This is a genomic window from Pseudomonas fluorescens group sp. PF-1, from assembly GCF_054481335.1.
In genome coordinates, this window is the sequence record NZ_JBTMNG010000002.1 from 2816493 (window position 1) to 2828476 (window position 11984).

Genomic DNA, 11984 nt, shown 5'->3' on the forward strand with positions numbered 1-11984 from the left:
ACTGTTGCCTGGATGATGGGTACCTTCTGGCAGGGAAGGGTCTTTCGGCGTTCCACAGGCTTTTCTGGATGAAAAGCGGTGGTTGCACGGATAAATGTGGCAGCGATGAACACAAGGGTCGAACTGGCAAGAGACGAAGCGGCTCCAGGCGTCTTGGTACAAACACTGGAGCAGGCTATCGACGCCGTGGTGGTCGTGGATGCACAGGGCCTCGTGGTGTTTTTCAATGCCGCTGCCGAACGCTTTTGGGGCTGTTCGCGCATTGAGGCGCTGGGCGGTAACGTCAGTGCCCTGATTCCCCGGGGGCTTGACCCCAACCCTGACGATTCTGCCAGCGAGCACCCGGACGGCGGCGTCCATCACCTGGCAGGCGGCAGTCTGGATACGCGGATCGTGCGCCAGGATGGTCAGGAGCGCTGGGGCGTGATGTCCGTCTCGACAATCGTCATGCATGACCAGTCCCTGCGTGCGGTCTTTCTCAAGGATGTCACGCACCTGCGCGTGCAAGACCTCGAGCATCGGTTGCTATCGATGTCGATCAATGCCACGCATTCGGCGACGTGCATCGTCGACGCCCATCGACAGCTTATCTACGTGAATGACGGACTGATCCGCTTGCTGGGGTATTCTCGCGAGGAGGTGATCGGGCAATCACCCTTGCTGTTCTTCGTGCCCGACGCTCGCGCCGAGACGCAAGCGGAGCCGGAGCTGGAAGCCATTCTCTGTGGCCAGCCTCACGAGTTCAGCGCCCTGATCAGCAAACGCAGCGGACAGCGCCTGTGGGTGCATGTGTCCTCGACACCCGTCTTCGACGCTCAAGACCAGCTCGAACACGTCGTGATCGTGCTGACGGACATTACCCAGTCGAAGTTGCATGAAGTGCTGCAGAACAAAGTCATTGGCGCATTGCTCAAGGAGGAGTCTCTGGAGAGCGTGCTGACATTGTTGTGCCATGAAATTGAACGCATCGCCCCCGAAGTCATCGTGTCGATCCTCAGTGTTGATCCGCAAGGAATTCTGCATCCCCTGGCCAGCCCCGGCTTGCCGGTCGAATACTCCAGGGCCATCGAGGGCCTGGCCATCGGCCCCACGACGGGGTCCTGCGGTACGGCCGCCTACCGGGGCGAACCGGTACTGGTGACCGACATCAACAACGACCCGCTGTGGGCGGACTACAAGCAGCTGGCACAACAGTCCGGTTTGCAGGCCTGTTGGTCAATGCCGGTGCGCAACGGTGCCGGGCGCATCGCCGCGACCTTTGCCCTGTATTTCCGGGAAAGCCGTGGACCGGACCCCTTGCATGGCCACTTGGTCAAAGCGGGCACGCATCTGTGCATGTTGGCCCTCGAACGCGAGCAAGCCCGCCAATCCATTCGAAAAATGGCCTTTTACGATGGATTGACCGGTCTGCCCAATCGCAGTTACCTGCTCGCCCAGGCACAACGCACCCTGGGCGAAATGGCGCGAGAGCAGGCGGAGCTGGCCGTGCTGTTTGTCGATCTGGACCGCTTCAAGCAAATCAACGATGCGTTGGGCCATGCCTCGGGTGACGAGTTATTGCGCGTCACGGCGCACCGGCTGCGCAGCCTGTTGCGAGAGTCCGACCTGGTCGGGCGTTTGTCCGGCGACGAATTCGTCCTGGTGCTGCCACGCATGAACGCGACACAGGTCGCGACTTTTCTGGAGCGGATGATGATGCTCCTGAGTCGCCCGATGACGATCGCGGGCATGTCGGTGGTCGTTTCGGCCAGCATTGGCATCAGCCTGTTCCCCGGCGATGGGCGTGACATGGAGACCTTGCTGCACCGTGCCGACATTGCGATGTATCAGGCCAAGCGCATCGAGCGCGGCAGCTTCAGCTTTTTTGTCGAAAAGATGAACCGGATCGCTCAAGACCGATTGGTTTTGGAAACGGCGCTGCGCAACGCCATGGCCACCGGCAACCTCGAGTTGTTCTACCAGCCGCAGATCGACCTCAACAGCGGCAGGCTGGTGGGTGTCGAGGCGTTGGCTCGCTGGGCGCATCCGGCCCTGGGCGACATCTCGCCAAGGCAATTCATACCGCTGGCCGAGGAGTGCGGGCTGATCAATGAACTGAGTCAATGGGTGCTGCAAGCGGCATGCGAACAACTGGCCGTCTGGCGTCGACAGGGATTGGCGATTGCGTCGCTTTCGATCAACCTGTCGCCGATCAACTTTCATAACCTCGATCTGGCCGAACTGATTGCCGGCCAATTGCAGCGATACGGTTTGCAACCCGCCGACTTGTGCGTGGAAGTGACCGAGGGCGTGGTGCTTTCCAACAGTCCTGGCACCTGTAAAACCATCCGCGATCTGCACGCGTTGGGGGTGCGGTTGGCCATCGATGATTTCGGCACGGGCTATTCCAGTCTGGGGTATTTGCGGCATCTGCCGATCAGCGAGCTGAAACTGGACAAGAGTTTTGTCGACGACCTGGAGCACGATACGTCTTGCCGGGCACTGAGCGAGTCGGTCATCGGCATCGGCAAGAGTCTGTCGTTGACCGTGGTGGCCGAAGGCATCGAGTCCGCCGTCCAGCGTGACATCCTCAAGGCCCAAGGGTATGAGGTCGGCCAGGGCAATTTCTTCTCGGAGCCACTGCCTGGCCAGGCGTTCGTGCAATTCATTGATTCGGTGAATGCGGGCGCGATGGCGTGGAACGGGGCAGGGTCACTCTGCGTGGGGGCGGGGTTTTCGAGCTGATTCAGGGACGGCCTGACGATGGCACTGTAAACTGGCCGCCCGGTTTCGACCGACCCTTTACCCCCTCGAGCAAGAGTTTCCCATGGCCAATCAAGACATCACCTTCGTTCCTGACCCCGATGCAGATTCCATCTCCTCCGACGTTGCCGGTTTTGGCGGCCTGCTGGTCTCCACCCAGATCCCGACCCGTGCCGACGGCAGCCTGGAGCTGGGCGACATCACCCTCCAGAGCGAATGCACCCTGCAGGCGCTGAAGGTTGCGCTGGAGCGTGCCGGCAGCTCCATGGACCGGGTTCTGCACCTGACCATCTACCTCACCGACATGGCCGACCGGGCTGCCTTCAACGAGGTTTACCAGCGCTTTTTCGCCAAGCCATGGCCGGTGCGCGCCGCCGTGGGCGTAGCCGCCCTGGCGGTCGAAGGCATGCGCGTGGAAGTCACCGCGATGGCCGCCAAGGGCTGATCCCTTCCAGCGACACTCAACCCTGTGGGAGCGGGCTTGCCCGCGATGGCGGTGGGTCAGACAACCAAAATGCTGGATGTACCGCCCCCATCGCGAGCAAGTCCGCTCCCACATTTGATCTGCTGTGTTTTGAAGAAAGTCAGCAAGTGAGCACCACCCGGCAGCATACGGGTGCCGGTCAGGCGTTTCGCCGCTACAATGCGTGCCTTGATCGTGACAAGCCAGACTAAAAACACATGTCCCTACCCAAGCATCACCTCGAATTGCTGAGCCCCGCCCGCGACGTCGCCATCGCCCGCGAGGCCATTTTGCATGGCGCTGACGCCGTGTACCTGGGGGGGCCAAGCTTCGGCGCCCGCCACAATGCCTGCAACGAGGTGAGCGATATCGCCCGGCTGGTGGAGTTTGCCCATCGCTACCACGCCCGGGTGTTCACCACCATCAACACCATCCTGCACGACAACGAGCTGGAGCCGGCGCGCAAGCTGATCCACGAACTCTACGATGCCGGTGTCGACGCGCTGATCGTCCAGGACCTGGGCGTGATGGAACTGGATATCCCGCCGATTGAACTGCACGCCAGTACCCAGACTGACATCCGCACCCTGGCGCGGGCGAAGTTCCTCGATCAGGCCGGTTTTTCGCAACTGGTGCTGGCCCGCGAACTGAACCTGCAGGAAATCCGCGCCATCGCCGACGAGACCGACGCGGCGATCGAGTTCTTCATCCACGGCGCGCTGTGCGTGGCTTTCTCCGGCCAGTGCAACATTTCCCACGCGCAGACCGGCCGCAGCGCCAACCGGGGCGATTGCTCCCAGGCCTGCCGTCTGCCGTATACCCTCAAAGACGAAAAGGGCGGGGTGATCGCCTACGAGAAGCACCTGCTGTCGATGAAGGACAACAACCAGAGCGCCAACATCCGCGCCCTGGTCGAAGCCGGCGTGCGCTCGTTCAAGATCGAAGGGCGCTACAAGGACATGGGTTATGTGAAGAACATCACCGCCTATTACCGCCAGCGCCTGGACGACGTGCTTGAAGACCGCCCGGACCTGGCCCGCGCCTCCAGCGGCCGCACCGCGCACTTCTTCCTGCCCGATCCGGACAAGACCTTCCACCGCGGCAGCACCGACTACTTCGTCAGCGAACGCAAGATCGACATCGGCGCCTTCGATTCGCCGACCTTCACCGGCCTGCCGGTGGGCGTGGTGGAAAAAGTCGGCAAGCGCGATCTGCTGGTGGTCACCCACGAGCCGCTGTCCAACGGCGACGGCCTCAATGTGCTGGTCAAGCGTGAAGTGGTGGGTTGGCGCACCAACATCGCCGAGCCCAAGGGCGAGTTCGAAGAGGACGGCGAGAAGCGCTACCGCTACCGCGTCGAGCCAAACGAGATGCCCAAAGGCTTGCACCAGTTGCGCCCCAATCACCCGCTCAGCCGCAACCTGGATCACAACTGGGCCCAGGCGCTGCAAAAGACCTCCGCCGAGCGCCGCATCGGCCTCTCGTGGGTCGCGCGCCTGCGTGAAGATCGCCTGGAGCTGACGGCCACCAGTGAAGAAGGCGTCAGCGCCAGCGTTAACCTGGACGGACCGTTCGGGGTGGCCAATAAACCGGAACAGGCCCTGGAGCAACTGCACGATCTGCTGGGCCAACTGGGCACCACCGAGTACCACGCCACGGACATCAAGCTGGACGCACCCCAGGCCTGGTTCATCCCCAACTCGCAGCTCAAGGCCTTGCGCCGCGAAGTGATCGAAGCGCTGACCGTGGCGCGCATTGCCGCACACCCACGGGGCGCTCGCAAAGCCGAGACCACTCCACCGCCGGTGTACCCGGAATCGCACCTGTCGTTCCTGGCCAACGTCTACAACCAGAAGGCCCGTGATTTCTATCACCGTCACGGCGTGAAGCTGATCGACGCGGCCTACGAGGCCCACGAAGAGACGGGCGAAGTGCCGGTGATGATCACCAAGCACTGCCTGCGTTTTTCCTTCAACCTCTGCCCGAAACAGGCCAAGGGCGTCACCGGCGTTCGCACCAAGGTCGCGCCGATGCAACTGGTGCACGGCGATGAAGTACTGACACTGAAGTTCGACTGCAAACCGTGCGAAATGCACGTGATCGGCAAGATGAAGGGCCACATCCTGGATCTGCCGCAACCGGGCAGTGTTCAGTCAGTGGTTGGCCACATCAGCCCTGAAGACCTGCTCAAAACCATCCCGCGCGCGCCTCACTGAGTGACGGGCGAGCACGACGCCATGGCGTCCTGCTCGCCGCCGACTCAGGCCGGTTCGCCGCGTCGGTTGGCCAGGGCGATCAAACACGCAGTCCCGATCAGTCCCCATGCCACCATGAACGTCACGCGCATGCCGCTGGCAACCGCCTCGGGAGGCGCGGCATTGATGTCGATCGAATTCGATGCCAGCGCAAACACCGCGCCCAGCACCGAGGCCCCGGTGATCAGCCCGAGATTGCGCGACAGGTTGAGCAACGCGGAGACCAGACCCCGTCGGTCCGGCGCCACATTGCTCATGACAACGGTATTGTTGGCGGTCTGGAACACCGCGTAACCCAGGGTGATGATGACCATGGGTGCGAGGTAGCCGGCGATACCGAATGTCCTGGGCAGCGCCGACAGCGTGAAGCAACCCAGCCCCAGGGCGATGAGCCCGGCCAGGGTCATGCGCCGCGCGCCGAAGCGATCGGCCATGCGCCCGGCGGGCACGCCGGCCAGTGCCGCCACCAGTGGCCCGACCGACAACACCAACCCGACCCCGACCGCATCCAGTCCGAGCGCCCGGGCCAGGTAAAACGGCCCGACCACCAGCGTTGTCATTATCACCGTCGTCACCAGCAGGCTCATGGCCAGGCTGGCGCTCAACTGCGGATCGCGGAACATCCCCAGGCGAATCAGCGGCGCAGCGACCCGGGCCTCCACCCGAATGAACAGGCCGACGCCCACGCACGTGACCAGCAACAGGGCGATGTTCAACGGACCAAAGTGGCCGCGGCCGAGGGTCATGGCCAATGCATAAGCGCCCAGTGTCAGGCCCAGCAACAGGCTACCCAGCGGATCGAAACCGCTGCCCACGGTGTCCGCCTTGCGCTGATCGGCTGGCAAGTAGCGATAAGCAAGCAGCAGCGTCACCAGGCCCAGCGGCAGCATGATCAGAAACATCGCCCGCCAGCCGAATCCGCCGATCAGCAGGCCGCCGAGCGAAGGGCCCATTGCGGTGCCAATCGCCGACATTGTCCCGAGCAAGCCCATGGCGCTGCCGGTCCTCTCCTTGGGCACGGTCTCGCTGACGAAGGCCATGGTCAGGGCCATCATGATCGCCGCGCCCAGGCCTTGCAGGACCCTCGCGCCGATCAGCAGGCCGAGGGTCGGTGCCAAGCCGCACAAGACCGAAGCCAGGGTAAAAACGCCGATCCCGCCCAGGAGCAGGCGCCGCCGTCCGGTCAGATCGCCGAGCCGCCCGACACTGACGATCAGCGTGGTGATGGCCAGCAGATACGCGAGGACGATCCACTGCACCTGTTGAAAGGAGGCCTCGAACACCTGGGCCAGCGTCGGCAAACCCACGTTGGCGATGCTGGTGCCGAGGGCGGACAGCAGCATCGACAATGACAGGCTGGCCAGCGCCCACCTGACGGATCCTGTTCGTTGCGCGCCCTCTGTCATGGTCGTTGTGGAATTCATGGGGTCCCCTCTCGTGGCCACTCCCGATTGGAGCTATCGGAAATCTACGCCCGCGCCTAACATGGCGAAAGACGCACCTTTTGCACTTAATACATGCGTTCAACGCCCTATAAGCTCGCCACGAGGCATTGCATGTCCAGCGCCGATTTCAACTTGCTGATTACCCTTGATGTGCTGCTGGCAGAAGGCAGCGTGGCCCGCGCCGCCAAGCGCTTGCGCCTCAGTCCGTCAGCGATGAGCCGGGCGCTGGCGCGATTGCGCGAAACCACTGGCGATCCGCTGCTGGTCAGGGCGGGACGCGGTCTGGTGCCCACGCCTCGGGCACTGGCCTTGCGAGAGCAGGTCAGCCAACTGGTGCAGGAGGTCGAAGCGGTGCTGCGTCCGGCCGAGCAACCGGACCTCACGCAATTGGTTCGCACGTTCACCCTGCGCACCAGTGAAGGCTTTGTCGAAAATTTCGGCGCCAGGCTGATTGCGCGCATCGCCGAACAAGCGCCCGGTGTGCGCCTGCGCTTCGTGCACAAACCGGACAAGGACAGCACGTCACTGCGCGACGGCACGGTGGATCTGGAAACCGGGGTGGTGGGGAAGGGCGCCGGTCAGGAATTGCGCACCCAGGGTCTGTTCCGTGACCGTTTCATCGGCGTGGTGCGTTCGGGGCATCCGTTGAGTCAGGGCCCGATCAGCGCTGCGCGTTTCGCTACGGGCCGTCACATCGGCGTGTCCCGGCGCGGTCTGGACAAGGGGCCAATCGATGACGCGCTGGAACGGCTCGGATTGGAGCGCGAGGTCGCCACCATCGTCGCCGGCTTTTCGACGGCACTCTCGCTCGCCCGGACCAGTGATTTGATCGTCAGCGTGCCGGAGCGCCACACGGCCGACCTGCGCGAAGGCATGCACAGTTTCGAACTTCCGGTGTCATTGCCTTCTTTCACCGTGGCCATGCTCTGGCACCCTCGACTGGATGCCGATCCGGTGCATCGCTGGTTACGTGAATGTCTTCGAGTGGTTTGTTCGGAATAGAAAGTAAGCGGAGAAACAATAAGTTTAAAGTGTTGGTCGAACGCACGTTGTATTGAGGGGCGGTGTTAAGCTTCTGTTACTGATTTTTGTAGTTATTAATTTTTTGTCATATCGACGGATGGATTTGTTATAAATCCCGTTTGAACTTTTGGCTTGAAGTGCGGTATGCGCAAATATCATTTGTTGCAGGCGCTGATACGGAAATCTTCGCCAATACATTGAATGGCGCAACGCTATCAAGGTGGCGATTCACTAGTATCGTCGATGTATTCAATGATTTATTTTACGAGCAAGATTAAGTTGATGATTTAAAAAATAAAATTATTGATTTTAATGCGGCTTCAGACTGTCGCGTCGTTGGCTTGATGTAGCGGGACTGCAATGAAAGTTGGGCGACGAAGTGCTGTTGTCGCCTATCTGGAAAAAAATCAAAATAAATCGAGCGCTTTTCTTCAGCGGTGCTAGTGTTGGTCACTTCAATAAACCGCACTTGTCGTTCTGTAGAGGACGTGCGTCATGTCGATTCCAAATATTCGAATCGCGATACTCGGTAATAGAGTGCCAAGTCTGAACCTTCCGGAACTTGAACACTTTTCCGATCTGGGCAGCTTGTTGGCGGCCCGCGCGTTTGATGTGGTACTGCTGGACATGCCCGCCGCTTATGCGGGGAAAGTGCTGCGCAAGCTGCGCTCGATCCCGCCTTATCGATACACCCTGATTTACTGTTGCCGCGACCAGGATGGCTGGTGTGAAGCCTTGGGCGATGGTGCGTGCCCTGTCGAGTCCAGTGAGATCAAGCAGCTTTGGGTAGCCTGGCAGGAGCGCTTCAGGCTGTTCGAACAGGGGGCCACCCCCGAGCGATTCGAAAGCCGGGTATTGTCCTGGTTGTGGTTGCGCGACAACGCCCATGTGTACGCGTTGCGCGACCCGGAGGTGCCCCAGCATTACCGTTACCCGCTACTCGAAGCCCTGGCTGACAACGAGCAGATCAACGCATTCGTCTGGCTCGGCTTGATGGTGCAGCAGGACTGGCTGGAAGACGGGGTGCTGGTCGATCGCGTTCGCCTCTGTTCAGACTGTGGCTCGGGCCGACTCAATTACATCGACGTATGCGCCGAGTGTCAGGCCCTGGACATTTCCCGGCAGCCCTCGTTGCACTGCTTCACCTGTGGGCATGTAGGGCCACAGGAATCCTTTCTCAAAGACGGTGTGCTGCTGTGCCCCAACTGCTTGAGCCGGCTGCGTCACATCGGCACGGACTACGACCGGCCGATGGAGAACTATCGCTGCCGGTCATGCCAGGCGTTCTTTGTCGATGCCGAAGTGCAGGCGCGCTGTCTGGACTGCGGCTTGTCCCATACGCCGGACAAACTGCGAGTCCGCGAGGTCAGGGATTTCCGCCTGAGCGAGGCCGGGCGGTTTCGCTGCCGTCAGGAGTTCAGTGATCGTTCGGTGCAGAACTTCGGTCGACTCAACCTGCTGGGCGGCAAGGATTTCTATGATCTGCTGAGCTGGCAGATCCAGGTCGTGCGCCGATACCCGTCGCCGACCTTTTCGGTGATCGGTCTGCGCTTCGTCAACCTGGCCGGCACGTTGTCGCACCTGGGGGAACAGCGCGGCCATGCCTTCATCGACAGCGTGGCCGATCGCTTGAAGGAAACCGTGCGGGAAACAGACCGCTGCTCGCGAAGTACCGAAGAGTTCTTCTGGATCATGCTGCCCCATACCGATGGCAAAGGCCTGGAGTGCGTCAAACAACGCCTGAGCCGGATCGCCGAGCTGTTTTCCGCGCCAGAGGTCAGCGACCTCTCCCTGCGTGTCGTCAGCATCACGGCGCCCGACGATCTGCTCGATCAGGAAAACGGTGAACTGCTGCTGGCCCGTTTGGCCGGTGAGTTGGTGTGACACCCATGAACCCCTTGATGGAACAACTCTACAACGCACTGGGTGGGCTTGCCGGGGCGGATGGTCTGAGCCGGTTGTTCTACATGCTCTTTCCATCGTTTCTGATTTTTGAATTGCCGATGATGATCCTGGTAATGCTGGGGGTGTTGCGCTGGTTCGCCCGTCGACGTTCCCGCGTGCCGAAGATCAGCCTTTATCAGCCCAGGGTCTCGTGCATCATCACCTGCTACAGCGAAGGAATGGACGTGCAGACCACGCTCCTGAGCCTGTGCGAGCAGACCTACGGTGGCCACATCGAGATGATTCCCGTGGTGGACGGCGCCACTGTGAACCAGCCGACGCTGGCCGCCGTGCGCAGTTTCAACGTCGACCCGCAGTTGTACCCTCGGCGCCATTTACGCCCGATCGCCAAATGGCAGCGGGGCGGGCGGGTGTCGTCATTGAACGCCGGCCTGTCGCTGGCCAGCGGCGAAATCGTGATGGCCCTCGATGGCGATACGTCCTTCGACAACAACATGGTCAGCGCCATCGTGCGGCATTTCGAAGACCCCGCGGTGCCTGCGGTGGCCGGCAGCCTGCGGGTACGCAACGTCTGGGGCTCCTGGGTCACGGCGATGCAGTCGCTGGAATACCTGCTGTCGATCCACATGTCGAAGATCGGCCTGGCCGAATGGAATCTGGTCAACAACGTGTCCGGGGCCTTTGGTGCTTTCCGCCGCAGCTTCCTGGTGAAAATCGGCGGCTGGAACACCCACACCGCCGAAGACCTGGACCTGACGCTGCGTATCAAGAGCTACTTCAAGCGCCATGACCTGAAAATCCCTTTCGAGCCTGAAGCGATTGGTCACACCGACGCGCCGGCGACACTCGGGCAATTCCTGATGCAGCGATTGCGCTGGGACGGTGACCTGTTCTTCCTGTACATCAGGAAGCACAACCGCAACATCAGCCCGAAGTTACTAGGCTGGAAAACCTTTCTGATGATCCTGTTGACGGGCTTCTTTTTCCAGTTGGTGCTGCCATTCATCATCTTCATCTACACCTTGCTGGCCATCTTCATCCTGCCGGGCATGACCCTGTTGTTTCTGTTTTCGCTGATCTATCTGTTGTACCTGACGATCACCCTGCTGATGTTCGGCGCCATGTTGTTGATGGTCTCCGACCGCCCTCGACAGGACATGACCCTTGGCCTGCTAGTGCCGTTCTTCCCGCTGTTCATGTTGCTCCTGCGCTGCTGGAGCGTGGTCGCCATGCTCAACGAAATGTTCCGCCGCGGGCATGAAGAAAGCTCGATGGCGCCCTGGTGGGTGCTGAAACGAGCCACGAGGTTTTGATATGCGTTCAATCCTTCCGGCCCTGTGTTTGCCCCTGCTGGTGGCCCTGTCGTTGACCGCGCAGGCGGCGCAAGCGGAGAAATGGTCCCAGGCCAGTTATGTCTGGGACAGCGAAGCGTTGCTCGAACCCGGTCAGCGGCCGGCTGAACTGGATGCGCTGCGCAACGCCGGGATGGACAAGATTTACCTGGGCCTCAAGGCCGCGCAGATCAAAGACCTGGGCACCACTCGCCATCGCCTGGAGCAATTGCTGCGGGACGCGGCGGGCAAGGGGGTACAGGTCAGCCTGCTGCTGGGCGACCCGAGCTGGATCGAACCGCCGGAACGCCATCAGCTCACCGATCTGCTGGCGAAACTCAAGGGGCTGGCCTTCATCAGCCTGCACCTGGACCTGGAAGTCGAGCAACTGGGCATGCCCGTTCCGGACCAGCGCCTCAAAGACTGGCTCGAAACCTTGCGCGTAGCTTCTTCGGTGAGCCCATGGCCGGTCGAGATTTCCAGTCACCATCGCTGGTTCGCTGACCCCAAACCCGGACAAACCTGCGTGCCCTGTGCGCTTCCCGATGCGGGAGTGCGGCAGGTCAGCCTGATGATTTACACCCGCAACCCCAACAACAGCGCACGAATGGCAGAGCAAATCGCCAGGCGCTGGCCCGACCTGCAATTTCGCCTGGCACAAAGCACGGAGCCGCAACTGGATGCCACGGAATCCTGGGCCGGCGCTTCGACCGAACAGTTGCAGCACCAGAGCAGCGCCTGGCGTGAACAACTGCAACCTCTCGGGATTGCCGGCATTGACTGGCAAGCCTGGCGAGACTTTCCAAAACGGTGAACCCTC

The 11984-nt window shown here is 61.2% G+C and carries 8 protein-coding genes; 7 read left to right on the top strand and 1 reads right to left on the bottom strand.

Annotated elements, in window-relative coordinates; translation table 11 throughout:
- The first annotated feature begins 105 nt into the window (after positions 1 to 105).
- The 3 genes from ACX3YD_RS27845 to ACX3YD_RS27855 all read left to right on the top strand — a co-directional run bounded on the left by ACX3YD_RS27845 (position 106) and on the right by ACX3YD_RS27855 (position 5421).
- Complete coding sequence (locus ACX3YD_RS27845; protein WP_458961565.1) at positions 106 to 2724, top strand: EAL domain-containing protein; 2619 nt, start codon at positions 106 to 108, stop codon at positions 2722 to 2724.
- A gap of 82 nt (positions 2725 to 2806) precedes the next feature.
- Positions 2807 to 3187, top strand: a complete 381-nt coding sequence (locus ACX3YD_RS27850) for a RidA family protein (protein WP_090320103.1) — start codon at positions 2807 to 2809, stop codon at positions 3185 to 3187.
- A 236-nt stretch (positions 3188 to 3423) separates the two neighbouring features.
- The gene (locus tag ACX3YD_RS27855; RefSeq protein WP_090468667.1) at positions 3424 to 5421 is read left to right on the top strand and encodes a peptidase U32 family protein; all 1998 of its coding nucleotides are present in this window, start codon (positions 3424 to 3426) and stop codon (positions 5419 to 5421) included.
- Positions 5422 to 5465: 44 nt separating this feature from the next.
- Here ACX3YD_RS27855 and ACX3YD_RS27860 read toward each other — a convergent pair whose 3' ends face one another.
- Positions 5466 to 6884, bottom strand: coding sequence for an MFS transporter (locus ACX3YD_RS27860; RefSeq protein WP_458961566.1), 1419 nt, complete (start codon positions 6882 to 6884; stop codon positions 5466 to 5468).
- A 132-nt stretch (positions 6885 to 7016) separates the two neighbouring features.
- Between ACX3YD_RS27860 and ACX3YD_RS27865 the strand changes: the two genes are divergently transcribed.
- The 4 genes from ACX3YD_RS27865 to ACX3YD_RS27880 all read left to right on the top strand — a co-directional run bounded on the left by ACX3YD_RS27865 (position 7017) and on the right by ACX3YD_RS27880 (position 11978).
- The gene (locus ACX3YD_RS27865; RefSeq protein WP_458961567.1) at positions 7017 to 7907 is read left to right on the top strand and encodes a LysR family transcriptional regulator; all 891 of its coding nucleotides are present in this window, start codon (positions 7017 to 7019) and stop codon (positions 7905 to 7907) included.
- A 516-nt stretch (positions 7908 to 8423) separates the two neighbouring features.
- Positions 8424 to 9812 (top strand): TackOD1 domain-containing metal-binding protein, encoded by a 1389-nt coding sequence (locus ACX3YD_RS27870; protein ID WP_458961568.1) that lies wholly within the window; start codon positions 8424 to 8426, stop codon positions 9810 to 9812.
- A gap of 5 nt (positions 9813 to 9817) precedes the next feature.
- Entirely contained in the window at positions 9818 to 11146 is a 1329-nt protein-coding gene (locus ACX3YD_RS27875) for a glycosyltransferase family 2 protein (protein ID WP_103404820.1), read from the top strand.
- 1 nt (position 11147) lies between these two features.
- Positions 11148 to 11978, top strand: a complete 831-nt coding sequence (locus tag ACX3YD_RS27880; protein ID WP_458961569.1) for a hypothetical protein — start codon at positions 11148 to 11150, stop codon at positions 11976 to 11978.
- The last annotated feature ends 6 nt before the right edge of the window (positions 11979 to 11984 follow it).

Excerpts from the sequence above, each read along its gene's own strand:
- ACX3YD_RS27845 (WP_458961565.1), top strand. The coding sequence starts at position 106 with ATGAACACAAGGGTCGAACTGGCAAGAGACGAAGCGGCTCCAGGCGTC.
- ACX3YD_RS27850 (WP_090320103.1), top strand. The coding sequence starts at position 2,807 with ATGGCCAATCAAGACATCACCTTCGTTCCTGACCCCGATGCAGATTCC.
- ACX3YD_RS27855 (WP_090468667.1), top strand. The coding sequence starts at position 3,424 with ATGTCCCTACCCAAGCATCACCTCGAATTGCTGAGCCCCGCCCGCGAC.
- ACX3YD_RS27860 (WP_458961566.1), bottom strand. The coding sequence starts at position 6,884 with ATGAATTCCACAACGACCATGACAGAGGGCGCGCAACGAACAGGATCC.
- ACX3YD_RS27865 (WP_458961567.1), top strand. The coding sequence starts at position 7,017 with ATGTCCAGCGCCGATTTCAACTTGCTGATTACCCTTGATGTGCTGCTG.
- ACX3YD_RS27870 (WP_458961568.1), top strand. The coding sequence starts at position 8,424 with ATGTCGATTCCAAATATTCGAATCGCGATACTCGGTAATAGAGTGCCA.
- ACX3YD_RS27875 (WP_103404820.1), top strand. The coding sequence starts at position 9,818 with ATGAACCCCTTGATGGAACAACTCTACAACGCACTGGGTGGGCTTGCC.
- ACX3YD_RS27880 (WP_458961569.1), top strand. The coding sequence starts at position 11,148 with ATGCGTTCAATCCTTCCGGCCCTGTGTTTGCCCCTGCTGGTGGCCCTG.